24 protein-coding genes and 1 pseudogene are annotated in these 25,682 nt (G+C 65.8%); 11 read left to right on the forward strand and 14 right to left on the reverse strand.

Annotation, left to right across the window (positions count from 1 at the left end; genetic code table 11):
* Position 1 precedes the first annotated feature (1 nt).
* Both AC5Y5W_RS10680 and AC5Y5W_RS10685 read right to left on the reverse strand, forming a co-directional pair.
* Entirely contained in the window at positions 2 to 691 is a 690-nt protein-coding gene (locus AC5Y5W_RS10680; protein WP_500009405.1) for a hypothetical protein, read from the reverse strand.
* Positions 688 to 1,299 carry a hypothetical protein gene (locus tag AC5Y5W_RS10685; protein ID WP_500009406.1) on the reverse strand — a complete coding sequence of 204 codons (612 nt, stop codon included), beginning with the start codon at positions 1,297 to 1,299 and terminating at the stop codon, positions 688 to 690. Before AC5Y5W_RS10685 ends, AC5Y5W_RS10680 begins: the two co-directional genes overlap by 4 nt.
* Positions 1,300 to 1,365: 66 nt before the next feature.
* On the opposite strand from AC5Y5W_RS10685, the gene AC5Y5W_RS10690 reads away from it, so the two are divergent.
* Positions 1,366 to 3,351 carry a M13 family metallopeptidase gene (locus tag AC5Y5W_RS10690; protein WP_500009407.1) on the forward strand — a complete coding sequence of 662 codons (1,986 nt, stop codon included), beginning with the start codon at positions 1,366 to 1,368 and terminating at the stop codon, positions 3,349 to 3,351.
* Positions 3,352 to 3,425: 74 nt separating this feature from the next.
* Here the strand turns inward: AC5Y5W_RS10690 and AC5Y5W_RS10695 are convergent, their stop codons facing one another.
* The 3 genes from AC5Y5W_RS10695 to ricR form a co-directional block, all read right to left on the reverse strand.
* The gene (locus tag AC5Y5W_RS10695; protein WP_500022274.1) at positions 3,426 to 4,457 is read right to left on the reverse strand and encodes a L,D-transpeptidase; all 1,032 of its coding nucleotides are present in this window, start codon (positions 4,455 to 4,457) and stop codon (positions 3,426 to 3,428) included.
* A 129-nt stretch (positions 4,458 to 4,586) separates the two neighbouring features.
* Positions 4,587 to 5,819 (reverse strand): MFS transporter, encoded by a 1,233-nt coding sequence (locus AC5Y5W_RS10700; RefSeq protein WP_500022275.1) that lies wholly within the window; start codon positions 5,817 to 5,819, stop codon positions 4,587 to 4,589.
* A gap of 108 nt (positions 5,820 to 5,927) precedes the next feature.
* Positions 5,928 to 6,218, reverse strand: a complete 291-nt coding sequence (gene ricR / locus AC5Y5W_RS10705) for a copper-sensing transcriptional repressor RicR (protein WP_499989174.1) — start codon at positions 6,216 to 6,218, stop codon at positions 5,928 to 5,930.
* A gap of 125 nt (positions 6,219 to 6,343) precedes the next feature.
* Between ricR and ilvD the strand changes: the two genes are divergently transcribed.
* A complete protein-coding gene (gene ilvD, locus AC5Y5W_RS10710; RefSeq protein ID WP_499989176.1) occupies positions 6,344 to 8,062 on the forward strand; it encodes a dihydroxy-acid dehydratase in 1,719 nt (572 codons plus the stop codon).
* Between the two features lie 100 nt (positions 8,063 to 8,162).
* Positions 8,163 to 9,143, forward strand: a complete 981-nt coding sequence (locus tag AC5Y5W_RS10715) for a nitronate monooxygenase (protein WP_499887892.1) — start codon at positions 8,163 to 8,165, stop codon at positions 9,141 to 9,143.
* A gap of 3 nt (positions 9,144 to 9,146) precedes the next feature.
* Here AC5Y5W_RS10715 and AC5Y5W_RS10720 read toward each other — a convergent pair whose 3' ends face one another.
* Positions 9,147 to 9,806, reverse strand: coding sequence for an O-methyltransferase (locus tag AC5Y5W_RS10720; protein ID WP_499887894.1), 660 nt, complete (start codon positions 9,804 to 9,806; stop codon positions 9,147 to 9,149).
* A gap of 169 nt (positions 9,807 to 9,975) precedes the next feature.
* On the opposite strand from AC5Y5W_RS10720, the gene mymT reads away from it, so the two are divergent.
* Complete coding sequence (gene mymT / locus AC5Y5W_RS10725; protein WP_082969432.1) at positions 9,976 to 10,122, forward strand: copper-binding metallothionein MymT; 147 nt, start codon at positions 9,976 to 9,978, stop codon at positions 10,120 to 10,122.
* Between the two features lie 29 nt (positions 10,123 to 10,151).
* Here the strand turns inward: mymT and AC5Y5W_RS10730 are convergent, their stop codons facing one another.
* The 4 genes from AC5Y5W_RS10730 to AC5Y5W_RS10745 all read right to left on the reverse strand — a co-directional run bounded on the left by AC5Y5W_RS10730 (position 10,152) and on the right by AC5Y5W_RS10745 (position 14,436).
* Positions 10,152 to 12,212, reverse strand: a complete 2,061-nt coding sequence (locus AC5Y5W_RS10730; protein WP_499888039.1) for a glycoside hydrolase family 3 C-terminal domain-containing protein — start codon at positions 12,210 to 12,212, stop codon at positions 10,152 to 10,154.
* A gap of 82 nt (positions 12,213 to 12,294) precedes the next feature.
* On the reverse strand, positions 12,295 to 12,807 hold the full coding sequence (locus AC5Y5W_RS10735; RefSeq protein WP_499887896.1) for a TIGR04338 family metallohydrolase: 513 nt from the start codon (positions 12,805 to 12,807) through the stop codon (positions 12,295 to 12,297).
* Positions 12,804 to 13,553, reverse strand: coding sequence for a DUF2786 domain-containing protein (locus AC5Y5W_RS10740; RefSeq protein ID WP_499887898.1), 750 nt, complete (start codon positions 13,551 to 13,553; stop codon positions 12,804 to 12,806). The genes AC5Y5W_RS10735 and AC5Y5W_RS10740 overlap by 4 nt, the downstream gene beginning before the upstream one ends.
* A gap of 43 nt (positions 13,554 to 13,596) precedes the next feature.
* Positions 13,597 to 14,436, reverse strand: a complete 840-nt coding sequence (locus AC5Y5W_RS10745; RefSeq protein ID WP_499887900.1) for an alpha/beta hydrolase — start codon at positions 14,434 to 14,436, stop codon at positions 13,597 to 13,599.
* On the opposite strand from AC5Y5W_RS10745, the gene AC5Y5W_RS10750 reads away from it, so the two are divergent.
* Positions 14,384 to 15,454 (forward strand): sigma-70 family RNA polymerase sigma factor, encoded by a 1,071-nt coding sequence (locus AC5Y5W_RS10750; RefSeq protein WP_500022276.1) that lies wholly within the window; start codon positions 14,384 to 14,386, stop codon positions 15,452 to 15,454. The genes AC5Y5W_RS10745 and AC5Y5W_RS10750 overlap by 53 nt on opposite strands.
* A 42-nt stretch (positions 15,455 to 15,496) precedes the next feature.
* On the opposite strand, the gene AC5Y5W_RS10755 is transcribed toward AC5Y5W_RS10750, so the two are convergent.
* The 3 genes and pseudogenes from AC5Y5W_RS10755 to AC5Y5W_RS10765 all read right to left on the reverse strand — a co-directional run bounded on the left by AC5Y5W_RS10755 (position 15,497) and on the right by AC5Y5W_RS10765 (position 18,986).
* On the reverse strand, positions 15,497 to 16,768 hold the full coding sequence (locus tag AC5Y5W_RS10755; RefSeq protein ID WP_500022306.1) for an IS30 family transposase: 1,272 nt from the start codon (positions 16,766 to 16,768) through the stop codon (positions 15,497 to 15,499).
* Positions 16,769 to 16,855: 87 nt separating this feature from the next.
* Positions 16,856 to 17,710 (reverse strand): annotated as a pseudogene (locus AC5Y5W_RS10760) (type IV toxin-antitoxin system AbiEi family antitoxin); the annotation flags it as partial.
* 142 nt (positions 17,711 to 17,852) lie between these two features.
* On the reverse strand, positions 17,853 to 18,986 hold the full coding sequence (locus AC5Y5W_RS10765; RefSeq protein ID WP_499887906.1) for an NAD(P)H-dependent amine dehydrogenase family protein: 1,134 nt from the start codon (positions 18,984 to 18,986) through the stop codon (positions 17,853 to 17,855).
* Between the two features lie 104 nt (positions 18,987 to 19,090).
* Between AC5Y5W_RS10765 and AC5Y5W_RS10770 the strand changes: the two genes are divergently transcribed.
* The 4 genes from AC5Y5W_RS10770 (at position 19,091) to AC5Y5W_RS10785 (ending at position 22,620) form a co-directional block, all read left to right on the forward strand.
* A complete protein-coding gene (locus tag AC5Y5W_RS10770; RefSeq protein ID WP_499888041.1) occupies positions 19,091 to 19,915 on the forward strand; it encodes an IclR family transcriptional regulator in 825 nt (274 codons plus the stop codon).
* Between the two features lie 6 nt (positions 19,916 to 19,921).
* Positions 19,922 to 20,662: a glucose 1-dehydrogenase gene (locus AC5Y5W_RS10775; RefSeq protein ID WP_499887907.1), complete on the forward strand. Its 741-nt coding sequence runs from the start codon at positions 19,922 to 19,924 to the stop codon at positions 20,660 to 20,662.
* Positions 20,663 to 20,741: 79 nt separating this feature from the next.
* Complete coding sequence (locus AC5Y5W_RS10780; protein ID WP_499887908.1) at positions 20,742 to 21,866, forward strand: NDMA-dependent alcohol dehydrogenase; 1,125 nt, start codon at positions 20,742 to 20,744, stop codon at positions 21,864 to 21,866.
* 28 nt (positions 21,867 to 21,894) lie between these two features.
* Positions 21,895 to 22,620 carry a pirin family protein gene (locus AC5Y5W_RS10785; protein ID WP_499887910.1) on the forward strand — a complete coding sequence of 242 codons (726 nt, stop codon included), beginning with the start codon at positions 21,895 to 21,897 and terminating at the stop codon, positions 22,618 to 22,620.
* On the opposite strand, the gene AC5Y5W_RS10790 is transcribed toward AC5Y5W_RS10785, so the two are convergent.
* The gene (locus AC5Y5W_RS10790; RefSeq protein ID WP_065014801.1) at positions 22,617 to 22,919 is read right to left on the reverse strand and encodes a GlsB/YeaQ/YmgE family stress response membrane protein; all 303 of its coding nucleotides are present in this window, start codon (positions 22,917 to 22,919) and stop codon (positions 22,617 to 22,619) included. The two genes, AC5Y5W_RS10785 and AC5Y5W_RS10790, sit on opposite strands and share 4 nt — an antisense overlap.
* Before the next feature lie 146 nt (positions 22,920 to 23,065).
* Between AC5Y5W_RS10790 and AC5Y5W_RS10795 the strand changes: the two genes are divergently transcribed.
* Together AC5Y5W_RS10795 and AC5Y5W_RS10800 are read left to right on the forward strand one after the other, a co-directional pair.
* Entirely contained in the window at positions 23,066 to 24,427 is a 1,362-nt protein-coding gene (locus AC5Y5W_RS10795; protein ID WP_499900128.1) for a YhgE/Pip domain-containing protein, read from the forward strand.
* A gap of 192 nt (positions 24,428 to 24,619) precedes the next feature.
* Entirely contained in the window at positions 24,620 to 25,678 is a 1,059-nt protein-coding gene (locus AC5Y5W_RS10800; RefSeq protein WP_499888043.1) for a phosphodiester glycosidase family protein, read from the forward strand.
* The last annotated feature ends 4 nt before the right edge of the window (positions 25,679 to 25,682 follow it).

The following is a 25,682-nucleotide window of genomic DNA, read 5'->3' on the forward strand; positions in this document are numbered from 1 at the left end:
GCTAATGGGGGTTGATCGGGGCCAAATCGAGCACCAGCCAGCGGCCGCTGTCCTTGGTGAGGGCAATCTGCAGGGCACGGCTGCCACGGCTGGGCTCCTCCCCCGGTGCGCTCTGGGTCACCCGCAGGATCACCGCCACCACAGCCCGCGACGGGCCGATCGCCTCGACGCCGGCCGACAGTGTCTGAGCCTGCGCAGTGACGTGGCGGTGGTTCACGTCTTCGGTGGCCGTTAGGTACTGCTCCTTGAACGCACCCGCCTTGTCGGGCACCATCATTGCTGTCGCGCGATCGATCGAGGCGTTGGGCGCACTCGGGGTGAACGACCCCGTCGCCTCGGCCAGTCGGGTCGCGACGGCCACCACCTCGGTCGCGTCGTGTTTGAGGTCGCGGTCCGGCACGGTCCAACGGGTATACCCGACCACCACGGCGGCCACCAGCGCAGCGACACAGACGCCCACCACGGCCAGTCGCAGCCCGGGCCCGTCGTCGTCGGTGCCGACGGTGACCGAATCACGGCGCAGCAGCGCGAAATTGACCACCACGCCCTCGACGATCAACAGGACCAGCACCGAGCAGGCCGATACCCACCACAGCGGCCAGCCCAGAACAACCCCGATCATCAGCAGCGCGCCGATCGCGGCCACCGGCGCTGCCACATCAAACGCCAATAACCGCCACGCGTTCCTCATCGAATCGACTCCAGGCGTGAGATCAGCAGCTTGCCGTCCACGTCAGAGACGCCGAGCCGCAGACTCCAGGGCACGATCCGCGGCTTGCCCCCGGCGTTCTCACTGACCGACGTGGCGGCCACCATGACGGAGTCGGTTCGGCGGGCCATCCCAGCCGGCAGCGGTTCAGCCGGCCGGCGGGTACCGGGCTGGGCGTCCGGGTCGTGGCGCACCGCTTCGATCGCGATGGTCTCGATCCGGCCGGCGCTGCGGGTCTGCAGTTTCTGCACCACTTGGCGGTAGGGCTGGATCGCGGAGTCGAAATCGACGTTGAGTTGGCCGACGGTGCCGTCGTGTAGCCGCTGCAGGCTGGAGTCGACGTTGTCGGTGGTCATGTTGATCAGCACCCCGGCCCAATCCGCGGCTGTCTGCAGAACCCGGCTCTGGTAGTGGCGCTCGTCGAGGTCACTGCGGTGCGCAGACCAGATGAGCCCGCCCAGCACGATCGCAGCAACCGACAGCACGCCCAGCACCGCCGATGCCATGCCGTAGGCCGAGAAGACCGGCCCACCTAACGGTTCGGCTGTCTCGTCGGCGGCCGTCGGCTCGGTCTGCTCCCCGTCGGGCATGGCCGTGAGGCTACCGGGCGCCTGCAGCCGCCCGGCCACCGCCGCTGAAGATGGAAGGATGGCGGGGTGACGGTAGAAGCTATCCGCTCGGGTATCGACCTGAGCCACGTCGACACCAGTGCCCGCCCCCAAGACGACCTGTTCGGTCACGTCAACGGCCGCTGGCTGGACGAATATCGGATCCCGGCCGACCGCGCCACCGACGGTGCCTTTCGCTCACTGTTCGACCGGGCAGAGATCCAAGTCCGTGACCTGATCGCGGAGGCCGGCGAAACCGGCGCGGCCGCCGGCTCCGATGAACAACGCATCGGCGACCTCTACGCCAGCTTTCTCGACGAGGACGCCGTGGAACGCCGCGGCGTAGCGCCGCTGCTCGACGAGTTGGCCAGCATTGACGAGGCCGGCGACCCCGACGCGCTGGCGGCCGTCGTCGGCGCGTTGCAGCGCACCGGCGTGGGCGGCGGGGCCGGCATGTACATCGACACCGATTCGAAGAATTCGACCCGCTACCTGGTGCACGTCACCCAGTCCGGCATCGGGTTGCCCGACGAGTCCTACTACCGCGACGAGCAGCACGCCGAGCTGTTGGCCGCCTACCCCGGCCACATCGCGCGGATGTTCGCGCTGGTGTACGGCGGAGATCCGGCGGAACACGCTGAGACCGCGGCCCGGATCGTGGCCCTGGAGACCAAGCTCGCCGCCGCGCACTGGGACGTGGTCAAACGCCGCGACGCCGAGCTCACCTACAACCTGCGCACGTTGGCTGACTTAGAGACCCAGGCGCCGGGATTCGGTTGGGCCGGCTGGGTGGGCGGGCTGGGCAGCACGCCCGAGCAAGTCACCGAACTCGTTGTGCGCCAACCGGATTACCTCACCGCGTTCGCGGCACTGTGGCGCGGCGAGGAGTTCGACGACTGGAAGCGGTGGGCGCGCTGGCGGTTGATTCATTCCCGCGCCGGATTGCTCACCGATGCGCTGGTGGGCGAGGACTTCGCGTTCTACGGCCGCAGGTTGACTGGGGCCGAGGAGATCCGGGAGCGCTGGAAGCGTGGCGTGTCGCTGGTGGAGGGCCTGTTGGGCGACACCGTCGGGAAGCTCTATGTGCAGCGGCATTTCCCACCGGACGCCAAAGCACGCATCGATGCGCTGGTGCACAACCTGCGCGAGGCGTATCGGATCAGCATCACCAGCCTGGACTGGATGACACCGCAGACCCGGCAACGCGCGCTGGACAAGCTGGACAAGTTCACCGCCAAGGTCGGCTACCCGAAGAAATGGCGCGACTATGCGACGCTGGTGATCGATCGCGACGACCTCTACGGCAACTACCGCCGCGGTTATGCGGTCAACCATGACCGCGAACTGGCCAAGCTGGGCGGTCCGGTCGATCGTGACGAGTGGTTCATGACACCGCAGACCGTCAACGCCTACTACAACCCGGGGATGAATGAAATCGTCTTCCCGGCAGGGATTTTACAGCCGCCCTTTTTTGATCCCGAGGCCGACGACGCCGCCAACTACGGCGGTATCGGCGCGGTGATCGGCCACGAGATCGGCCACGGCTTCGACGACCAAGGCGCCAAGTACGACGGCGACGGCAACCTCGTCGATTGGTGGACCGACGATGACCGCACCGAGTTCGGCGCACGCACCAGGGCACTGGTCGAGCAGTACGAGGTCTACACACCCCGCGGGCTCGACGATGGCCACCACGTGAATGGCGCGTTCACCGTCGGGGAGAACATCGGCGATCTGGGCGGGTTGTCGATCGCGCTGCTGGCCTATCAGTTGTCGCTGAACGGCCGACCCGCCCCGGTGATCGACGAGCTGACCGGTGTGCAGCGGGTGTTCTTCGGCTGGGCACAGGTGTGGCGGGCCAAATCACGTGAGGCCGAAGCGATCCGGCGCCTGGCGATCGACCCGCACTCCCCGCCGGAGTTTCGCTGCAACGGCGTGATCCGCAACCTCGACGCCTTTTACGACGCCTTCGATGTGGCCGAAAGCGACGCGCTGTACCTGGACCCGGCCCGCCGGGTGCGCATCTGGAACTAAGTACTGATCGCGAAAGTGCAACTACCGACGCGTTTTACGAGTACCGCCGTCGGCAGTTGCACTCTCGCGACGAGCTAGAGCTGCCAGTCGTTGGAGCCGTCGTTCTTGCTGTAGGTACCGACGGAGTTCTTCACCACGATGGGATCACCGGTGCCGAAGTTGTCGAAGAACCACTTGGCGTTCGACGGGCTGATGTTGATGCAGCCGTGGCTGACGTTTCGCTTGCCCTGATCGGCCACCGACCACGGCGCGCTGTGGACGAAGTCACCGCTGTTGTCGAACATGACGGCATTCTCGACATCCACCTTGTAGCCGTAGGTCGAGTTGACCGGCACCCCGTACGTGGTGGAATCCATCACCATCTTGGCCTTCTTGTCGAGCACGTAATAGGTGCCGTTGGCCGTGTGGTGACCGCCGGCCGCCATTCCCATCGACATCGGGATGGTTTTCTCCACGGTCCCGTTACGCGTGACGGTCATCGTGTGCGTGGCATCGTCGGCCGTTGCCACCAGCGCGTCCCCGGTGTGGAAGTCCGACGTGGTTCCAGCGGCATCGATGTGCACGTTGGTGTGGGCCGGCCAGAAGTTGATCGGGCGCCAGCGCACTTGGCTGGGCGTCATCCAGTAGAACTTGCCGGGCACCGGCGGGGTCGACGAGATGTGGATCGCCTGCTCGGCCATCGGCTTGTCGGCGATCGGCCGCTGGAAGTTGATGATGATCGGCTGGGCCACCCCCACCATCGAGCCGCTGACCGGTGTGAACGTCGGCGGCAGGAACGGCGGCTGGCCGGTGAACGGCTCTGGGTTCTGCCCGGCTGCCGGTCCGGCGGGGGCGGCAGCGGCCGGTGACGCCGCACCCGGCGGCGGGGCCGCGAGCGGCTCCGCGGGAGGTGGCGCCGGTGCGTCCGGCGGCGGCGGGGGCGGCGCGAACGGATCCGCCCAGGGCGGCGGGGCCGGCGGGTCGGCCGGCGCGGCATCCACCGCAGCCGGATCGGGCGGCGGCTGGTCGGGGTCGGCCAATGCCGAACCACTGCCCAGCGTCAGCACAGCGGCCATCCCGGCCGTACTGGCGGCGGCGACGAGAAAGCGCCTCGTGCGTCGCGACATATGCATACCTCCAGTCACAATCTCAACCAGTGTGGCACAGCACGGCGATCCGCTACCGGCTCAGCGAGCGTGGCGCGCGCCGCTTCACAGCGCTGACCTGCTGTGTTAATCGGTGTGCAGTGGGGAACGTTACGGCCGCTCCGCCGGCACGGGCACGTCGAACATGTGCCGGCTCGCCGTCATCCCCGCCAGCGCGACACCCATCAGGGCCGCCGACGCGGCCAGCATCACCGGCACGCTGTGCTCAAAGAGCAGCCCGCCGGCCAGCGAACCCGCCATGATGCCGACCTGAAACGCCGTGACATACAGCGCGGACGCGCCGTCGGGGTCGTCGGCGGCGTTCCGCATCGCCGCCGACTGCAGCAGTGGCGACACGGCCGTCGCCATCGCACCCCACAGCACGATGGCACCGGTTCCCACCAGCGCTGTGGCCGCGGCGCGCTGTCCGCCGAAGGCGAGTCCGGTCAGCAGGACAAACGCTGCCGCCAAGCCGGTCATACAGATGATGACCGCACGTTTGGGTCGGCGGTCCAACGGGCGTGCCACCACCGGAACGGCCACCAGGCCGGCAACGCCGTATATGGCCAGCACCCAGGCCAGATTCGGTCCGCGGATGCCGACGACGTCGCGGATGATCACCACGATGAAGGTGTAGGAGATGAAATGGCCCCCGACCGCCACCATGGTGAGCAAGCTGACTGTCCATAACCGGCCGTTGCGGTGGTGACGGGCTGCGGGGCCGACCCGCTCCAGCTGCTCGGCAGACAGCACCATCTCCGGCAACACCAGCCATGCTGCGGCGGTGACGATCGCCGCGGCGACGGTGACGCACACGACGGCCCACCGCCAGCCCCACACCAAGCTCATCGCCGCCGTCAGCGGGCTGCCCACCACCAGCGCCAGGCTGGTGCCCACATAGATCGCCGTCGTTGCGCGGCCGGCGTGGCTGGGCGGCACCAGCCGGGTCGCGATCGGTGCGATCACCGACCACATCAGACCGTGGGTGATCGCGCAGAGCACCCGGCCGCCGGCCAGTACCCCGAAATTTGGGGCCAGCGCCGAGATGAGTTGGGAGGCGGTCAGACAGACCAGCGTCAACAACAGCGTCCGCCGCCGCGGCCAATGCGCGGTCCAGCGCACCAGCGGGATCGTCGTCAACGCCGCCACCAGCGCGTACCAGGACAGCAGAGTACCGACCAGAGCCAAGCTGACGTGCAGGTCGCGGGCAATGGCCGGCAGGGCGCCGACCGGCACGACTTCGGCGGTGACATAGATGAACGCCGCCGCGGCCAGCACCGTCAACTGCATCGCGATCCGCGGCGTCCACGGTCTGGTGCTGGTTGTTCCGGTGTGGGCAGTCATGGCGTCGGATGTGGCGTCGGCCGGCTTACGACACGATCGCGCTGCACCTACCGTACGCACTGCCGCCACGCCGATTACTCAATCACGCGTTTCGGCGCGGCCCGCCGATCAGGACCGGACGAGTCGCGCGATCGCGGCAGAGGCTTCCGCGAGCTTCTCCTCGGCCTCGTCGCCGCCGTCGGCCACCGCGCGGGTGACGCAATGACCCAGGTGTTCGTTCAGCAGGTTCAGCGCCACCGAGCGCAGCGCACTGTTGACGGCGCTGATCTGGGTGAGGACGTCGATGCAGTACTTGTCGTCGTCGATCATCTTCGCGATGCCACGCACCTGGCCTTCGATGCGGCGCAGCCGCTTGGCGTAGTTGTCCTTCTGTGGCGAATACCCGTGCGCGGATGTCATCTACCCTCCCAGCATCTTGATACCGAGCTGCACAATTCACGCCGGCCTACCGCCACAGTACCCTATACCCCTGTGGGGTATTAAAATAATTTGGGCGGCTACGAGGTCACGAGCATACTTGGCCAATGGCCCACAGCACTGACACGTCGACCGTCGCCCCGGACATCAAACCCCGCAGCCGCGACGTCACCGACGGCCTGGAAAAAGCCGCCGCGCGTGGAATGTTGCGCGCGGTCGGCATGGATGACGACGACTTCGCCAAACCCCAGATCGGGGTGGCCTCGTCGTGGAACGAGATCACGCCGTGCAACCTGTCGCTGGACCGGCTGGCCAAGGCCGTGAAGGACGGCGTCTTCGCTGCGGGCGGCTATCCGCTTGAGTTCGGCACGATTTCGGTGTCCGACGGCATCTCGATGGGTCACGAGGGCATGCACTTCTCGTTGGTGTCCCGTGAAGTGATCGCCGACAGCGTCGAAACTGTGATGCAGGCCGAGCGCCTTGACGGCTCGGTGCTGCTGGCCGGCTGTGACAAGTCGCTGCCGGGGATGCTGATGGCGGCTGCCCGACTGGATCTGGCGGCGGTGTTTCTCTACGCGGGGTCGATCCTGCCGGGGCGGGCCAAGCTGTCCGACGGTAGCGAGCGTGACGTGACGATCATCGACGCCTTCGAGGCGATCGGCGCGTGTGCGCGTGGGCTGATGCCGCGCGAAGACGTCGACGCGATCGAGCGGGCCATCTGCCCCGGCGAGGGCGCCTGCGGCGGTATGTATACCGCCAACACGATGGCCAGTGCGGCCGAGGCGCTGGGGATGTCACTGCCCGGCAGTGCGGCGCCGCCGGCAACCGATCGCCGCCGGGATGCCTTCGCACGGCACAGCGGTCAGGCCGTGGTCGAATTGCTGCGTCGCGGCATCACCGCCCGCGACATCCTCACCAAGGAGGCGTTCGAGAACGCGATCGCGGTGGTGATGGCGTTCGGCGGCTCGACCAACGCGGTGCTGCATCTGCTGGCCATCGCCTACGAGGCCGGCGTCGAGCTGTCGCTGGCCGACTTCAGCCGCATCGGGTCGAAGGTCCCGCACCTGGCCGACGTCAAGCCGTTCGGGCGCCATGTGATGTTCGACGTCGACCGTATCGGCGGGGTGCCGGTGATGATGAAGGCGCTGCTGGATGCCGGCCTGTTGCACGGTGACTGCCTGACGGTGACCGGCAAAACTGTGGCCGACAACCTCGCGCACATCGCCCCGCCGGATCCCGACGGCAAGGTGCTGCGCGCCTTGGACAACCCGATCCATCCGACCGGGGGCATCACCATCCTGCACGGATCGCTGGCGCCGGAGGGCGCCGTGGTCAAGTCGGCCGGCTTCGACTCCGACGTCTTCGAGGGCACGGCAAGGGTTTTCGACCGGGAGCGGGCGGCGCTGGATGCCCTCGAAGACGGCACCATCACCGCAGGCGACGCGGTGGTGATCCGCTACGAGGGGCCCAAGGGCGGGCCCGGAATGCGCGAAATGCTGGCGATCACCGGCGCCATCAAGGGCGCCGGCCTGGGCAAGGATGTGCTGTTGCTGACCGACGGCCGGTTCTCCGGCGGCACTACCGGCTTGTGCGTCGGGCATGTCGCCCCCGAGGCCGTCGACGCCGGACCGATCGCCTTCCTGCGCGACGGCGACCGCGTCCGGCTCGACGTGGCCAACGCGACCCTCGACGTCTTGGTCGATGCCGACGAGTTCGCCGCTCGCCGTGCCGGTTTCACTCCGCTGCCGCCGCGGTACACCACCGGCGTATTGGCCAAGTACGTCAAGCTGGTCGGCTCAGCTGCGATCGGCGCGGTCTGCAGCTAAGTGCGCTCCTGCCTCTTGCGCGAGCGTGCGTGTCCCCGGCCGACACGCCGGGCACTGGGCCGGGACTGCGCACGCTCGCGCCGAACAGGAAAGGTGAGCCATGGACATCGCGGATCGACTGCGACTCGACGTCCCGATCGGCCAAGCCGGCATGGGCGGCGGACTGGCCGGGGCACGCCTGGCCGGTGCCGTCGCCAGCGCCGGCGGCCTAGGCACGCTGGGGCTGGCGCCCCCCGCCCAACTGCGAGCGGCGATCGACCAAGTGCGGGCTGAGGCGCCTGGCCGCGCCGTCGCGGTCAACCTGCTCATGCCCTTCGTGCGGCGCGGTCACGTCGACGTCTGCATCGACAACCGGGTCGACGTTGCGGTGGTGGCATTCGGCGGTGATGGTGACATTGTCGAGCGCCTGCGCGACGCCGGGATCTTCGTCTTCGTGATGGTCGGCACCGACACCCAGGCCCGCGAGGCAATCAGCTGGGGCACTGACGGTTTGATCGCACAGGGCCGCGAAGCCGGCGGCCATCTGGTGGGAACCGTACCGGCGCTCGAGTTCCTACCCCAGGCGTTGGCGGCAGCCGGCGGCCGTCCGGTGTTCTCAGCCGGCGGCATCGCCACCGCCGCCGACACCCGCGCGGCGCTCGACAACGGAGCCGTCGGCGTCATCGCCGGCACGAAGTTCCTGTTGACCAAAGAAGCCGGCGCACATCCCGAATACCAGCGGCGCGTCATCAACGCCGAGAAGACGGTGGAAACCACGCTATTCAGCGTGAGTTGGCCGTTACGGCACCGAGTTGTTCCGAACGCGGCCACCCGTCGCTGGTGCCGCGGCGACGGGTCCGCGAAGGCATTGCCCAGTGCCATCAGCGCCAGCAGCCGGTGGCTGTCCGTGCTCGCCAATCTCGACCCCGGCAAGCTCACCCGCCTGCAATCTGCTGCGCTGCCGGTGTTCACACCATTGGCGCCGCTGGCGGGCATGCCGGATTCGGCGGTGGACTCTTGCGCCCTCTACGCCGGCGAGACCGCGTTGCGGATCAGCACGATCACGTCGGCTCAGCAGGCGGTCGAGGCTCTGACGCCCTGACGGTCACTTGACCAAGGCCATCGCGAAGCCGTCCCATTCTTTGGCGCCGACCGTTTGGATCACGGCGGTATCCAGGCGCGGATGCTCACCCATCACCTGCAGCGTCTGGCGCACCACCTCCATCAGATGATCATCGGGTGCGGGCGCCAAGATGTGCCCTTCACGAATCACGTTGTCCACCAGGATGACTGACCCCGGCCTGGCCAGCCGAACCGCCCAATCCAGGTAGCCCAGGTTGTTTTCTTTGTCGGCGTCGATGAATACCAAGTCAAACGGGCCGCCGGTCAGCGTCGGCAATGTCTCCAACGCGGGGCCGACCACTACCTCTACTCGGTCATCGACGCCCGCGCGAGACATGTTCGCTCGCGCCACCTCGGCGTGCTTGGGTTCATATTCCAGCGTCACCACCTGCCCGTCCGGACCGGCTGCGCGGGCCAACCAGACCGTGCTGTAACCACCCAGCGTGCCGATCTCCAGGATTCGCCGCGCCCGGATCGCGCCGGCCAGCAGGTAAAGAAACTTGCCTTGTTGAGCCGAAACAGCGATCTGCGGCAACCCAGCCGCCGCACTGGCGTCGAGCACCGCGGTCAATTCCGGATCGTCGCCGACGACGGTGGTGTCCAGAAATGCGTCCACGTCCTTGGGATTCGGCTGCGGGGTCATGCGGTCCACGCTAGCGGATCGGCGCCACAAAGTTCCGTCGCAGGCCTTTACGGCATACCCGTATGGGGTATATGTTGAGCGGGTGGTTGTCCGCGGCAGGACAGGCACTCGGAAGTACCCGGATCCCGCCGAGCAACTGGGGTCCCCGACACAGATAAGGGTGAAACACATGGGCAGCAACGAGGCAGGCACTGTTCTCACCTGTGGCCACGAGGGCTGCGGGTGCCGTGTTCGTATCGAGGTCGCATGCCATTGCGCCGGTGCGGGCGAACCGTACCGTTGCACCTGCGGCGACGAACTGGTCGCTGTCAGCTAGATACGGAATTCGCGGTCCGGGCTAGCCGGTCATCGCCCGAAGTGGCGGCCGGCTAGCTCGGTTTCCGCGGTCAGTTTCAATGCGCTTGCCGACGCGCCGATTGCCACCGCATACAAGCCCTCATCGATTCGCCAGCTGCCGGCATCCCCGTCATAGCGGGCCAGTAGCCGCGGGTCCGCCTCGATGGTGACCAGGCGAGTTTCGGCCGGCTCGAGTTCAACCCGCTCGAAACCGAGCAATCGCATGCGTGCTCCCGCCGGGGCCGCTGTCAGATATAGCTGTGGCACGTCGGCGCCGCGGCGGTTGCCGGTATTCGCCACGGTGAAGCGTGCGATGACGGTGGCGCCGCCGTGTACCTGTAGATCGCGGTACTCGAAGGTCGTGTAGGACAGGCCGTGCCCGAACGCGAACAGCGGGGCGCGGCCCTGCTTGGCGAACCACCGATAGCCGACCTCGGCACCTTCGGTGTAGTCGATCGTCGTTGGAGTCCCCCACAGTTCGCCTAGCCCCGGTAACTCGGGCCGCGGAGTCTGGCCCAGGTCGACGGGAAAGGTGATCGGCAATCGGCCCGACGGATTGACATGCCCGGCAAGGATTTCCGCGATCGCCTGACCGCCGGCCTGCCCTGGGTACCAGGTCTGCACAATCGCCCTGACCGCGCCGCGCCAGGGCATCTCGACCGGATTACCGGTCTGCAGCACCACCACCGTATTCGGGTTGGCTTCAGCGACAGCGGCGATCACCGCGTCTTGACCCCAGGGCAGCGACATGTCGACGCTGTCGAGGCCTTCCCCTTCCACGCGGACAGCGAACACGATCGCGACATCTGCGCGTCGTGCCGCCAACGCCGCCTCCGCCGGGCTGATACCGGGATCAAACTCCACCCGCGCGCCCGGGAGATGGGTCCGCAGCTCGGTTACCGGTGACGACGGCAATACATAGAGGTTGCGTAGACCCCCAGGCCAGCCGAGCGGGATCACTTGAGCATAGCCGCCGGGCGGAACCACGGTGCTCGACCCGCAACCGGCCACTACACCCAGTTGCGCGCATCCGCCGACCGCGGCGATGCTGGCATCGGGTGAAAGCGGCAGCACCCCATCGTTTTTCAACAAGACGATGCCCTGCCGAGCAACCTGTAACGCGATGCCGTGGTGGGCATGCATATCCGGCGCGGGCGCGGCGTCCCATCGATCGGCACCGACAGCGAAAATGGACCGCAGGATCCGGCGCGTCATGTCTGACAGGCGCTCTTTGGATAGTTTGCCTGCGGCATAGGCGGCTTTGAGCTGGTCACCGAACGCCTCTGCCTGCCAGAACAATGTGTCGATCTGCGCTCCGGATTCCTGATCGAGGCCGTTGAGCGCGAATTCCCAGCTTCGTGTCGCGCCCCAGTCGGACATCACCCAACCGCGGTATCCCCAAGCAATTTTCAGCACATCATTGATCAAGATGTCGTTGCCGCCTGCGTAGTCGCCGTTGACTTTGTTGTAGGCAGTCATCACCGCGCCGGGTTGCGCGCGCTCGATGGCGATTTCGAACGCCAGCAGGTCCGATTCGCGGTGGGCAGACGGTTCGATAACGGCATTCAGCCAGTGCCGGTTGGTTTCGTTGCAGTTCAGCGAGTAGTGCTTGATCGTGGATATGACGCCTTGCCGCTGGATGCCCTCGATCGATGCGGCCGCGATTGTGGCACTCAAAAGCGGGTCCTCGGAGAGGTACTCGAAGTTTCGGCCATTACGCGAGTCGCGGGCGAGATTGATACCACCGGCCAGTAGCACGTTGAAGCCCCGGCTGCGGGCCTCAGATCCGATCGCCTCTCCAGCGCCACGGGCCAGCCCCGGATCAAAGCCGGCGGCCAGCGCCAGACCGGCGGGCAGCGCGGTGGCAGTATCTCCCGGCCGGAAGCCGGGGTTGGTGATTCCCAGACTGGCGTCACTCATCAGCAGTGCCGGCACACCGAGGCGCGGGACGCCGGGCACATAACCGGCACTCATCGGGACGTCGGGCGGAATGCGCTCATCGCGCACCGGCAACAATTCGTTGGCGCCCATCACACTGCGCAGCAGCGAAAACCGCTCGTCGTCGGTCATCTGCGCCTCGACCTCGCGGGCACGAATGTCGGCGTCGGTGGGGAGCACCGCGCCTACTTCGCTCACCCGTTCAACGGTAGCCCTACCTGACGCCCTCTTTGGCGTACACCACCCGCAACAGGTATCCGAGCTCCGGACCCATCACCAGCTCGGCCAGTGTGCACATGGTCGCGACGAACTGAGGTCCGTGCGGCGGCTGCGCGTCGCACAGATGATGCGTGATTTCGTGCAGGACCACCAGTTCACGCATCGCCCAGTCCGCGGTGTCGCGATCTGGCACCGCGATAACGCCTGCCCCACCATGGCTTTCGTAGTGCGCCGCGGTGGCCGCTCGCCGAGAACGCACCCGCAGCGGCAGGATATGCGGCCACCGCTGCCGCACCGTCGGCAGCGCCAGCACGTCGTCGACGTAGCGCTGCACCGCCGCTACTGAGGCAAAGCGCGCTTCCGGCGGAAGCGTCACCCGCCCGCCAAAGAATTCGACGTCGCCGGACCCGTGTTCAGCGGCGCGTTCGAACAGCGTCCGAACGAATTCCTCAGCGGCATAGACCTTCGAGCGCTGTGCGTCGCGGGGAGTAGAGTCTTCGCTGCTCACCGACCCAGCGCGGTGTGCGCCCCCGACAGCTCCGCGCTGTTGCCCAGCCGCGCCCGCTTACCGGCCCGATCGCCCGCCCGTCGCGCTGCCGACGAGTAGCCCGCCGATGCCCGGCTGGCCTGCCAGGTACCGCGCGCTTTGGACGTACCGCGGTAATAGTCACGTAGCTCGATTTCTTTGTTGCGCAGCGCAATAGCGGTACCCGGGGCACGACCGCGGTCCTTCTTGGCTTCACGCTGAGTCTGCTCGCGGGTCTCGGTCAATCGCTGACCTATCCGGGACCCGAAGGCCAGCTGAAAATTGAGCCGCGCGGTGATCGTCGGGGTGGGCCGGTGCGCGCCGGTAGCGATGTAGGCATCCGAGGCGCGCACCATTTGGACCACCAGGCTCGCGTACAGCGCATGGGTGGTGTCGATGTCCTCGGCGAACCCATAGGCATAGACGAACGTCGAATTGGACGCCACATCGCAGCGCACGTCGTTGGCGTGGGCGATCACCACGAACAGCTGCACATAGGTACGCAAACCCTTGGTGCCGGCGTCGCCGATGCTGATGGTGCGCTGGACCGGCGTCTGCGCGGGCGTGCGCTTGGCGGCGTGTGATCGGGCTACCGCCAAGTCGATGGATGTCGCAGTGGCCAGCCGTTGCGCGGCCGCCATGAACGCCTCGGCCTCATGGACGTTGTCGGTGCCTTCGGCTTGGCGCAACAGCGCGGCGATCCGCGTCAGCATCTTGTCGTCGCTCATACCGCCAAGCTAGTAGACGGGGACGACATCGCCTTCCGGCTATTCACAGCCGCGCGTCGATCCAGGACACCACGTCGTCGAGCACCTGATCGCGCTCGGGCTCGTTGAATACCTCGTGGTACAGCCCGGGATAGACCTTCAGCTCGACGTCGGGACTGCCCACCGCCTGGACCAGCCGGTGGCTGCCCTCGACGGTGATCAGCCGATCTTCCGAACCGTGTACGACCAGCAGCGGCGCGGTCAGCGCCGGCGCCCGACGCGGCATCGTCTCGCCAACCAGCAGCAGCGCGCGGGCGATGCCGGCGGGCACCTTGCCGTGGTGCACCAACGGGTCGGTGTTGTAAGCGTCGACCACCGCCGGGTCGCGGGATATCGCGTTGGCGTCGAGCTCTTGCACCGGCAGACCCGGAGCGATGGCGCCGAGGGTCTTGGCCGTCAGCGCCAGCAGCTTCGGCACGGCGGATTGCGCTGCGACGGCAGGTCCGGACAGCACCATCAAGTCGTAGTTGTCCGGGCGTTCGACGCCGTAGGCGAACACGATGCCGCCGCCCATGCTGTGGCCCAGCACGATGCATTGACATCCCGGGTACTCCTTGGCGGCAATGCCGACAAGGGTGTCGAAGTCGCCGGTGTACTCGGAGATGTCCTTGACCAGCACCCGCTTGCCGCCCGAACGGCCGTGCCCACGGTGATCGAGCGCATAGGTCACGAGGCCGGCTGCACCGAACCGCTGCGCAACGTGGTCGTAGCGGCGGGCATGTTCACCCAAGCCGTGGGAGAGGACGACAACCGCGCGTGGCGTGGTGTCGGGGGTCCAGACGTCGTAGACGATGCGTACGCCGCCGACGCCGTCGAAGTTTCGTTCGGTACGGGTCGTAGTCATCAACGGCAGCATGTCACACGTTCTGCGTAGGCTCACTCGGGTGAGCCTCCTCGCAGAAAGCCTCGAAGGCGGCGATTTCTCCACCCGCGCCGAACCCTACCGTCGTGAACTGCTTGCGCATTGCTACCGCATGACAGGTTCGCTGCACGACGCCGAAGACCTGGTCCAGGAAACCTATCTGCGGGCCTGGAAGGCCTTCGACCGTTTCGAGGGCAAGTCGTCAGTACGGACGTGGCTGCACCGCATTGCCACCAACACCTGCCTGACTGCGCTCGAGGGTCGGGCGCGCCGACCGTTGCCGAGCGGACTGGGGACGCCCAGCTCCGATCCGACTGCCGAGTTGGTGGAACGCACCGAGGTGCCGTGGCTGGAGCCGCTGCCTGATACGTCTAACGATCCGGCTGACCCCGCGGTGATTGTCGGCTCGCGTGAATCGGTGCGGCTGGCGTTCGTCGCAGCACTGCAACACCTGTCGCCGCGGCAGCGGGCGGTATTGGTGCTGCGCGACGTGCTGCAGTGGAAGGCCGCCGAGGTGGCCGACGCGATCGGGGCGAGCACCGCCGCCGTCAACAGCCTCCTGCAACGGGCTCGCGCCCAGTTGGACGCGGCCGGGCCCAGCGCCGATGACCGCCTGGCTGCGCCGGATTCGGCGGAGACGCAGGATCGGTTGGCCCGCTACATCGCAGCGTTCGAGGACTACGACGTCGACCGGCTGGTGGAGTTGTTCACCGCCGAGGCGGTTTGGGAGATGCCCCCGTTCGTCAGCTGGTATCAGGGTCCCGCCGCGATCGCCGCCCTCATCCGCCAACAGTGCCCTGCGCAAGCGGCCGGTGATATGCGCCTGCTCCCGTTGGTCGCCAACGGCCAGCCCGCCGCGGCGATGTACATGCGCGACGGCGACAGACATCTCCCGTTCCAACTGCAGGTGCTCGACGTCACCGACAGCGGCGTCAGCCATGTCGTCGCTTTCCTCGACACCTCACTGTTCGCGAAATTCGGCCTGCCTGCCCGCCTTTGACCGGCTGAGCGGCCAGTTATGACACACGTTTGGCTGGTGGTTTCAAGTGATCGATGCAACAGCGGGTGGTTTGGACGGGTCTGAGAGTAGTTCGTCGAGTGCTTCGGCGGGTGTTTTCCAGCCCAAGGTTTGACGGGGCCGTCGGTTGAGTTTGGTTGCCACGTAGTCGAGGTAGTCGGCCGGGAATACCGATAAGTCTTTGCCTTTAGCAAAGTATTGGCGCAGCAGTCCGTTGGTGTTTTCGTTAGTCCCGCGCTGCCAGGGTGAATGCGGATCACAGAAATAGATGTCCAACTCGGCGGCCGCAGCGATCTCGATGTGATTGGCCATCTCCGAGCCCTGATCCCAGGTCAGGGTCCGGCGCAGGATCGCCGGCAGGCTAGCCACTTTGGCCACGATCGCGTCTTGAACGGCCAGCGCCCTGTGATTGTTAGGCAGGTGCAGCAGCATCACGAATCGGGTGGTTCGTTCGACCAAAGTGCCGATCGCCGAGCCCGATGCAGTGCTGCCCAGGATCAGATCGCCCTCCCAATGCCCGGGCACCGCCCGATCCTCAACCTCGGGTGGACGCTGGCTGATGTTGACCATGTCCGGGATACGGCCGCGGCGCTCGCCGGGGCGGCGTTGGGGTTTGCGCAACGCCCGCCCGGTACGCAGACAGGTATGCAGCTCACGGCGCAGATTGCCTTTGCCTTGAACATAAATCGAGCGGTAGATGGTTTCGTGGGACACCCGCATCTCCTGCTCGTCGGGAAAATCCATCGGCAACCGGTTGGCGATCTGCTTGGGACTGTGCTCCTCTAACAGCCGCGTCTGTACCTCATCATGTAACCGCTCGCTAAGAGCAAGCTTGCCAGGCTTGGGCCGCCGGCCACGTTGTTCAGAACGGGCCTGGGCCACGAACGCGTCATAGTTAACCTGTGCAGTCTTGCCGCTCTGACGCGCCCCGAAAGCCTCCTTGCGCCGATACCCCGACTTGCGTCCGTCGTTGTAGTTGACGCCGTTGTTATCGATCTCGCGTTTGATCGTCGAGGCTGGCCGGGGCGGTTTCAGTCGCGCACCAATCGAGTGCAGTGACTCATTGATCTTGACGCCAAGGTCGATCTGAATACGGTCAGCCAAGGTCAGCCGCGGCTTACAACCAGATGTTTTGGGTTTGACCAGTCGTGGTTTCACCCCAGCAGCATCTCGAAACCAGCAAATCCCAGTATGTTCCGACACGCCGACCGCCACGCCGGCCTCCCCAGCGGTACGCCCCTCACTGACATGACCCCAGAACTCGCGAACAACAGACCTCAACGGTGGAAGCGGCACAACAGCACTCCTGATCACAATTCGAATGCTGTTGCATCGACCCCCTGAACCGAAGGCTGAAAATCGTGCAATAACCGGCCACTCGGCGCCTGCTTGATGAAGCGCGGCACATACTCGGGCGACTACGACTCCGGGCCGGTAGCGCAGGAGCTCGCTGCTGACGCGGATGATCACCCAGCCACGCGCAGCAAGTTCGGCATAGCGGTCGATGTCGGCCGTGCGACGCACAGGATCTGTCCAATGCTGCGCCCCGTCAAACTCGATACCGACCTTCCATTCGCGATACCCCATGTCGATGCGTGCGAATGGATATCCGAAACGGTCCGCCACCGCTATCTGGGTCTCGGGTTTCGGCAAGCCCGCGCGCACGAGCAGTAGCCGAGTGCGCGTCTCCTGGGGTGATTCGGCTCCCCCATCCATCAGCTGAAGAACTTGACGTAGTTGCACCAGCCCCCGTACACCCCGATGCCGTTGGATTAAGTCCTCAACTTCGACGGCTCCCAACGTGGTGGCGTTACTCAGCGCATCCAGCCGAATGACCGCAGTTGTCAACCCGTTCCGCCTGCCAAGATCGAAGGCCGTTCGCGCCGGCGTGGTGGTAGGTATCCCGCCGACCGTGCTGACCTCGTCACAGCACAGTTCGTCGCGATGGATGACGACTCCGTCAGCTCGCTTGCCGTTGCGTCTGTAGAGCTCTGCGGGTAACCGAGAATCGACCCAGCGAGAACCATGCAGTGCCGCGGCGCTTACGCCGGCAACCGTGCTCGTCCGTCCTGACCACAACCACGCCGCGACGCCGCGGGTCACAGCAGTGAGCTCATGGCCGTTCGGGATATAGACATTGCGATAGACGGCCTCGTGTCGGCCAGCTAGTGCGCGTCTAGTGACGCGTCCGTCGGCTAACGCTTCGGTGCCGATGAACGGCCAATCGTCGTCTCCCATGTGCCGACCATGTCAGCAATGTGCAACTCAGGTGTGCGGCAGTCATGCTCGTTGTGGATGGTCAGTTGCCGATCGGCCAGTTATGACACGGAAACTCGCCCGCCTTTGGGGTGCTTTAACTGGCCACTCGGCGCGTTAGTCGTCAGAACAGCCGGCTGTCGGCTGGCGGGCCGACGACGGGGCGAACCACGCCGGCTCCGGTGATCAGCGGTAGATCCAACGCCGACAGCAGCCCCGGCTGCGCCTGACACACCGCCGGAATGGCGTTTACCATTCGCGATGCGCCGGCGATCCGCGCCCCCAGGTCGTGATCATGGTCATCAGCCATCTCGAACTCACAGCGCATGCTCGGCGATCCGTCGATTTCCACGCGATACAGCCCCCGACCGGATGCCAATCCATATCCGAGATCCCTTGGCTCGATCGAAACGTGCGGCTGCGGCCACTGCGGCGCAATGTCGTCGCGCATGCGGGTGACGTGGTCGATCACGAACGTCGGTCTTCCGTCGACGTAGCCGGTCAGGGTGGAGCGCATAGCGGCGATCGTGCCGGCGGCGATGTGGCCGGTCGGAGTGTCGAACGACTCGCTGGCCGCGACGCGCTCCACGTTCTCGTCGATGTGATCGATCTCCACCCCCAGCCCGGCGGCGAGCTGGTGCAGCACCGGACCCCAACCGAAGGTAAACATTCCCGGTTGCGCCGCGAATGCAGCGAACTCCGCCGGCTTGCCGAACCCGAGGATCTCGTAGACCGCCGCCTTGTCCGGGTAGGTAGCGTAGTTGAACATTTCGGTCACCCGCACGCTTTCGATGACCCGTGAAACGCCCGAAAGCGCCAGCGGTAGAATGTCGTTCGCGAATCCGGTGTCGATCCCAGTGGTGAAGAACGACGCACCGCCGGCCAGCGCGGCCTCGCGCAGCGGGTCGGTGAACGCGGCGTCGACGGCGCCGGGGAACACCAGCGGAACCACCGAGCAGGACACCACGTTCTTGCCGGCCCGGAGAATCGACGCCATGTCTGCGATCGCGTCGGCCGGGCGCAGGTTGGCCGCCGCCGCGTAGACCACTGCGTCGGCATCACCGGCGAGCAGTGCAGCGGGGTCTTGGGTTGCGGTCACGCCGACGGCGTCGATTCCGCACAACTCCCCCGCATCGCGCCCGGCCTTCGCGTCGCTGTGGACCACCAAGTCGACCAGTTGCAACTGCGGATGGTCAATCACCCCGCGCAGGGCGATCAACCCCATCGATCCCGGACCCCAGACGCCAACCTTCAGCAATGTAATCTCCTATTATTAGGATGCATATTCCAAGATCATGGCCAGATCGTAAGGAGGTGATCGTGGCATCGTCAATGGCCAAGTCGCCACCCACTCGCCGGGTCATGGATGTCCTTGCCGCACTGGCGGATTCACAGCAAGGTCGCACCTCGGCCGAGTTGGCCAAGATGTGCGACATCAGCACCTCGACGTGCGCCCTGGTGCTCGCCGAACTCGAACGTCGAATCTGGGTGTCGCGGCGTGACGACCGGCGCTACGCGTTGGGTAGTGGCCTATTCGGGCTCGTGCACGGCCTGCGCGCGCAGTTTCCGCTGCTCGATCGTGGCCGCGAAACACTGACGCTTCTGCACCAGGAACTCGGCGCCGGGTGCTCGATGTCCAAAATCGGCGCGGCCCATCTGACCACCGTCGACGCGGTGGGCCACGGCACCGACAGTGAACATGCCGTCGGCCAACAGTTCCCGATCGATCCGCCCTTTGGCCTGGTCGCCATGGCCTGGCGCGACGACGATGCGGTCGACGGGTGGCTGCGCCGCATCACTCCCCGGCTCAGCCGCGCCGATATCGCCGCGCACCGGCAAGTCCTCGCCGACATCCGCGACCGCGGCTACGGAGCATGGCGGTTCGACGACGCCCACGCCTCGCTGCACGATCGGCTAACCGCCGTGCTGGCCTCGCTGGAGCCGACGGCACAAGTAACCCGCCAGCTCAGCACGCTGATGACAATGGTGACACTGCACTCGGTGACCAACGAGCTCGAAACCAACTTGCCGTCAACAGAATTCGTGGTACTACCGATCTTCGACAGCAACAAACAGCCGGAATACCAAATCGAAATCCACCTCGGCCGCTCGCAGGCGTTGACGCTGCGCGAACTCGACGCGGCACTCACGCAGGCACAGACGCTGCTGGGCGGCGGGGTAGCCTGACCCGCCATGGGACGCGTAGACGGAAAAGTCGCACTGATCAGTGGCGGCGCCCGCGGCATGGGCGCTGCGCACGCGCGGGCATTGGTTGCCGAAGGAGCGCGGGTGGTCGCCGGCGACATTCTCGACGACGAGGGCAAGGCGCTGGCTGAGGAACTGGGCGCCGCCGCCCGGTTCGTCCACCTCGACGTCACCCAGCCCGACCAGTGGAAGGCGGCGGTGGAGGCGGCGACGGGCGAGTTCGGCATCCTGAACGTGCTTGTCAACAATGCCGGCATCGTCAACGGCAACACGCTGCAGAACTTCCCGCTTGCCGACTGGCAGAAGATCATCGACATCAACCTGACCGGGACATTCCTGGGCATGCAGGCCGCCGTCGAACCGATGATCGCGGCCGGCGGTGGGTCGATCATCAACATCTCGTCCGTCGAGGGCCTGCGCGGCAGCCCCGGTCTGTACGGCTACGTCGCCTCCAAGTTCGGGGTACGCGGGCTGGCCAAGGCCGCGGCGCTGGAGTTGGCGCCGCACAATATCCGGGTCAACTCGATTCATCCGGGCATGATTCGCACCCCGATGACAGCGGGCATCCCCGAGGACTTTCTGCAGATCCCGTTGGGTCGCGCAGCCGAACCCGGCGAGGTGTCCGCCTGCGTGGTGTACCTGGCCTCAGACGAGTCGTCGTACTCCACCGGTGCGGAGTTTCCCATCGACGGAGGCCTGACGGTCGGGGTTCCACACAAGACCATGTAGGGCACCATATGAGCAGCTCAGGCGATAAATCAGGGGCTGTTCTGTAACGTGTTCTGGCTCGTTGGCTAAGATCGCTCGGATGAAGACCAAGGGCGCACTGCTATGGGAGCTGAACTCGCCATTCGCAGTCGACGAGATCGAGGTCGGCGATCCCGTCGACGACGAGGTTCAGATCAGGATGCATGCCGCGGGCATGTGCCACTCCGACTACCACCTGACCACCGGGGCCACCCCGATCGGACTACCCGCTCTCGGCGGCCATGAAGGCGCCGGCGTCGTCACCAAGGTCGGCAAGGGAGTCACCGGACTGGAAGAGGGCGACCACGTCATCCTGGCGTTCATCCCGGCCTGCGGTGCCTGCCCGCCCTGCCTGAAGGGCTTCCGGTCACTCTGCGATCGCGGCGCGGTGTTGTTGGGCGGCAAGGCGATCGCCGACGGCACTTCCCGGGTGCGCGCCGGGACTCATGACGTGTCGCCGATGAACCTGCTCGGCACGTTCGCCCCCTACATGACGGTGCACAAGGATTCCGTGGTCAAGATCGACCCCGACGTGCCGTTCGAGTCGGCGGCGATCCTGGGTTGTGCGGTGCCGACCGGATTTGGATCCGCGACCAACGTCGCGCAGGTGCAGCCCGGTGAGACGGTGGCGATCGTCGGTGTGGGCGGCATCGGGATGAGTGCGCTACAGGGCGCGGTGCTCTCCGGAGCCAAGCATGTCATCGCGATCGACCCGGTGGAGTTCAAACGTGAGCAGGCCATCAAGTTCGGCGCCACCCATGTCTATCCGTCCATGGCCGAAGCCATCGCCCCGATGATCGACCTCAGCTACGGCCTGATGGCCGACAAGACCATCATCGCCGTCGGCGAGATGCGCGGGGAGATGATCGAAGAGGCGATGATTCTGACCGCCAAAACGGGTACCTGCGTGGTGACCGGCATGGGCGCTATGACCGACGTCGACGTCAAGCTCAACTTGTTCCTGTTCACGATGTTGCAGAAAACGTTGAAAGGCAACATCTTCGGCGGCGGCAATTCGCACATCGAAACGCCGCGGCTGGTCGGGCTGTACAAGTCCGGGCTGCTGAAGGTCGACGAGATGGTCACCAACACCTACCGGCTCGAAGACATTAACGACGGCTACCAGGACATGCTCGACGGCAAGAACATTCGCGGTGTCATCCAATACACCGAGGCCGACTGGTAAAGGTTCACGGGCGGGTACCGTGGAGCCTGTGCCTGCCACCGTCGACATCAGACGTGCGCAGGACCGTGCCGTCACCAAGACGTCCTGGCTGAACTCACGGCACTCGTTCTCGTTCGGTGATCACTACGACCCGGACAACACCCACCACGGCGTGCTGCTGGTCAACAACGACGACATCGTCGAACCGGGTTCGGGCTTTGACATGCACCCGCACCGTGACATGGAGATCGTCACCTGGGTGCTGGACGGCGCACTGGCCCACCGTGATTCGGCAGGCAATTCCGGAGTGGTGTACCCGGGTCTGGCGCAGCGCATGTCGGCCGGCAGCGGCATCCTGCATTCGGAGAAGAACGACTCTGATAGCGAGCCAGTACATTTCGTTCAGATGTGGGTGACGCCCGACCAATCTGGCGCCGCCCCCGGCTACCAGCAGGACGAGGTCGGCGACCAATTGCTGGCCGGCCGGCTGGTCACCATCGCCTCCGGCATCCCCGGCCATGATGCCGCGATCACCATCGGCAACCGTTCAGCGGCTCTACACGGCGCGCGGCTGCGTCCCGGTGAGGCAGTCGAATTGCCGTCGGCGCGCTATGTGCACCTGTTCGCGGCGCGCGGCAGCGTCGACGTCGAAGGCCTCGGCAAGGTCGTCGACGGCGACGCTGTCCGCTTCACCGATTCCGGCGGGCGCCGGCTAACCGCCGGTGAGCCGTCAGAAATCCTGGTCTGGGAGATGCGTACCGGGTTGGGCGGCTAGCGCCGAAGCCCCATCCGGCGCCCGCCGACCTGGCTGCCACTGCGCCCGGTGATGCCCACGTAGATGGCAATCAGCAGGACCGCGACAGCGACGCCGACCAAGAAGGGAATGACTTCCCACCCTCCGTTTGCGTTGGTGTATCCAAGCTTGTAGGTCAGCCACGATCCGACTAACGAACCGACGAAGCCGAGCAGGATTGTCATGATGATGCCGATGTGTTGCGGGCCCGGCATTACCAGGCGCGCAAGTGCGCCGACGATCAATCCGATGACAATGGCGCTGACGATTGTTCCAATCATTGCTGCTCCTCTGTTTGCCGCCGAAGCGTCCTCTGACGCCATCGTCAACCGGGAGTTCCCTCTTTTGCGGATCTCCTAACGTGGCGGCGTAATCACCACCCGCCGTCTTCCGCCGACATAGGGTAGGCCCGACGACAGGAGCGGGTATGCCTCAACCTCAGCACCACGCAGCGGCCACCGTGAAAGCGACCCGGACGGTGCGGTTCTGGGCGGTGCCGATTGTCGTCACATTGGCCGTATTGTCAGCACTGGCCGCCTTGTACCTGGGCGGCATCCTCACACCGATGACCAGCCTGCGGCACTTTCCGGTGGCGGTCGTCAACCAGGACGCCGGACCGACGGGTGCGCAGGTCGTCAAGGGTCTGGTCGCCGGCCTGGACAAAGACAAATTCGACGTGCGCGTCCTAACCCGCAAAGAGGCCCTGCACCAACTGGACACCGCAAAGGTCTACGGCGCGGTGGGGATACCGCCCAACTTCTCGTCAAAGTTGCAGACCTTCGCGAAAAACGTGGTGGCCCCAGGCGGCATCGACCGACCGGTTATCGTCGTCTCGACGAACCCGCGGGCCGGTACGTTGGCTTCAAGCATCGCCGGTCAGACACTTTCCCGGGCCACTGACGCGGTCAACCGCAAAGTGGGCCAACGGCTTTCGGAAGAAGTCTCGCTGCAGACCAACGCCGCGCCGATGGCCGCCGGAGTCACGGCGATGCTGGCCAACCCCATCGATATCCAAAGCGAAGTTTATAAGCCTCTTCCCAATGGCACCGGCAACGGCCTTTCCGCGTTCTACTACGCGCTGTTGCTCTTGCTGGCCGGCTTCACCGGCAGCATCGTGGTCAGCACACTGGTGGACTCGATGCTCGGTTATGCGCCAGCCGAATTCGGGCCGGTATACCGGTTCGCCGAGCAGGTCAACATCTCGCGGTTCCGCACGCTACTGGTCAAATGGGCGTTGATGGTGGTGTTGGCACTGTTGACGTCTGCCGTCTACATGATGATCGCCAACGGGTTGGGCATGCCCATCCCCCACGGCCGCGCGTTGTGGCTTTACGGGGTGTTCGCGATCGTCGCGGTCGGCGTGACGTCGACGTCGCTGATCGCCGTGCTGGGTTCCGTTGGCCTCCTGGTCAGCATGTTGCTGTTCGTCATCCTCGGACTGCCGTCAGCGGGGGCGACCGTTCCATTGGAGGCCGCGCCGCCGTTCTTCGGTTGGCTGGCCAAGTTCGAGCCCATGCATCAAGTCTTTCTCGGCGCGCGGGCACTGCTATACCTCGATGGTCATGCCGACGCCGGATTGACTCATGCGCTGATCTTGACGACGATCGGATTGGTGATCGGCCTGCTGCTTGGCGGCATCGTCACCCGGATCTACGACCGTCGGGGTTACCACCGGATTCCGGCTGCGGCCGAACCATCGGCCAGCGGGCAACCGCCGGACCGTGGTGACGCGACACCAACGGAGGAGCCCGCGTCCGGCGCCGACGAAACGACGCCCGCTTCCGAGTAGCGCTCAGTCCGGCCGGGCGGTCAACTCGCCGGAAAGTCCAAGCAGCGGAACGTCATTGCGGCGCGGCCAAAGCGTCATCCGATCGTTACGCAAGTTGACTCTGTTATAGGCGTGGTTAATGGTGTGCTTGTTGTATCGACGTCCGCGCCGAAAGGTCCCCCCGTGTCGACTCTCGCCGTCACCTTCCGGCGCATGGCAGCTTGCTGCGCCGTGGCGATGTTGTGCGTGGCCGTGGCCACCAGTGTGGGGCAACCGGTGGCCCGCGCCGAGGCGCGGGATTTGCTGGCCAGCGCCATCGCCGGGACCCGGGGTTCCTACCTGGTGTACAACTTCGGCGCCGGCCACCCCGCGCCGATGCTCAATGCCGGCGGCAGCTGGTACGACGGCACCAGTGGCGGCCATTTGATGATCATCAAGGCTGCCTCGCAACGTCTTTCACCGCACTTGCTGGTGGACAGCCACCGCGGTGCGCAATCGCGGTGTGAACGTACCCCCGGAGCGCGTACCGGCGACGGGCTGATGCAGGCCTCCGAGATCTACTCGCCGCTGCAGGCTTGGCAGCTGCTGGGCCAACCGACAATTGCCATCAACGCCAACTTCTTCGACGTGCGGGGCCAAAAGGGCGGGTCGTGGCGGTCGACGGGCTGCAGCTCGCCGCTGGGCGCCTACGTCGACAACACCCGCGGCCAAGGCCGGGCCAACCAAGCGGTCACCGGCACGGTGGCCTATGCCGGCAAACAGGGCCTCTCGGGCGGCAACGAGCACTGGAGCGCCTTGGCAACGATGATCATGCCGACGCGCGGTGCGCCATTCGTGGTATGGCCCAGAGGCGGTCGGGACGGCAGGGACTACGACGCCGCCACCCCGGTCGTACAGGGCTTGGTGGACAAGGGCGAGCCGTTCGTCGCGGTGAGCGGGCTGGGTCTGTTGTCGCCCGGCAGCACCGGCCAGCTCAACGACGATGGCCCGAGCGCGGCACGTACGGCCATCGCCTACTCCAAGCCCAAAGACGAGATGTATGTGTTCCAGGGCGGCAGCTACACACCAGATAACATCCAGGATCTGTTCCGCGGATTGAACAGCGACACTGCGGTTTTGCTCGACGGCGGTGGATCGTCGGCAATCGTACTGCGCCGCGACACCGGCGGCATGTGGGCCGGCGCCGGGGTTCCCAAAGGGTCCTGCGACACCCGCCAGGTACTGTGCGACTCCCGTGAACGGGCACTACCCAGCTGGCTCGCGTTCAATTAAGCCG

Source organism: Mycobacterium sp. NGS51 (genome assembly GCF_059812525.1).

Coding starts and splice junctions, on each gene's coding strand:
- AC5Y5W_RS10745 (WP_499887900.1), bottom strand. CDS start 14,436: ATGACTACGACCCGTACCGAACGAAACTTCGACGGCGTCGGCGGCGTA.
- AC5Y5W_RS10715 (WP_499887892.1), top strand. CDS start 8,163: ATGGACATCGCGGATCGACTGCGACTCGACGTCCCGATCGGCCAAGCC.
- AC5Y5W_RS10800 (WP_499888043.1), top strand. CDS start 24,620: ATGGCAGCTTGCTGCGCCGTGGCGATGTTGTGCGTGGCCGTGGCCACC.
- AC5Y5W_RS10780 (WP_499887908.1), top strand. CDS start 20,742: ATGAAGACCAAGGGCGCACTGCTATGGGAGCTGAACTCGCCATTCGCA.
- AC5Y5W_RS10750 (WP_500022276.1), top strand. CDS start 14,384: ATGCGTACGCCGCCGACGCCGTCGAAGTTTCGTTCGGTACGGGTCGTA.
- AC5Y5W_RS10790 (WP_065014801.1), bottom strand. CDS start 22,919: ATGATTGGAACAATCGTCAGCGCCATTGTCATCGGATTGATCGTCGGC.
- AC5Y5W_RS10700 (WP_500022275.1), bottom strand. CDS start 5,819: ATGACTGCCCACACCGGAACAACCAGCACCAGACCGTGGACGCCGCGG.
- AC5Y5W_RS10680 (WP_500009405.1), bottom strand. CDS start 691: ATGAGGAACGCGTGGCGGTTATTGGCGTTTGATGTGGCAGCGCCGGTG.
- AC5Y5W_RS10695 (WP_500022274.1), bottom strand. CDS start 4,457: ATGTCGCGACGCACGAGGCGCTTTCTCGTCGCCGCCGCCAGTACGGCC.
- ricR (WP_499989174.1), bottom strand. CDS start 6,218: ATGACATCCGCGCACGGGTATTCGCCACAGAAGGACAACTACGCCAAG.
- AC5Y5W_RS10770 (WP_499888041.1), top strand. CDS start 19,091: ATGGATGTCCTTGCCGCACTGGCGGATTCACAGCAAGGTCGCACCTCG.
- AC5Y5W_RS10730 (WP_499888039.1), bottom strand. CDS start 12,212: ATGACCGACGACGAGCGGTTTTCGCTGCTGCGCAGTGTGATGGGCGCC.
- AC5Y5W_RS10775 (WP_499887907.1), top strand. CDS start 19,922: ATGGGACGCGTAGACGGAAAAGTCGCACTGATCAGTGGCGGCGCCCGC.
- AC5Y5W_RS10795 (WP_499900128.1), top strand. CDS start 23,066: ATGCCTCAACCTCAGCACCACGCAGCGGCCACCGTGAAAGCGACCCGG.
- AC5Y5W_RS10720 (WP_499887894.1), bottom strand. CDS start 9,806: ATGACCCCGCAGCCGAATCCCAAGGACGTGGACGCATTTCTGGACACC.
- AC5Y5W_RS10685 (WP_500009406.1), bottom strand. CDS start 1,299: ATGCCCGACGGGGAGCAGACCGAGCCGACGGCCGCCGACGAGACAGCC.
- ilvD (WP_499989176.1), top strand. CDS start 6,344: ATGGCCCACAGCACTGACACGTCGACCGTCGCCCCGGACATCAAACCC.
- AC5Y5W_RS10740 (WP_499887898.1), bottom strand. CDS start 13,553: ATGAGCGACGACAAGATGCTGACGCGGATCGCCGCGCTGTTGCGCCAA.
- mymT (WP_082969432.1), top strand. CDS start 9,976: ATGGGCAGCAACGAGGCAGGCACTGTTCTCACCTGTGGCCACGAGGGC.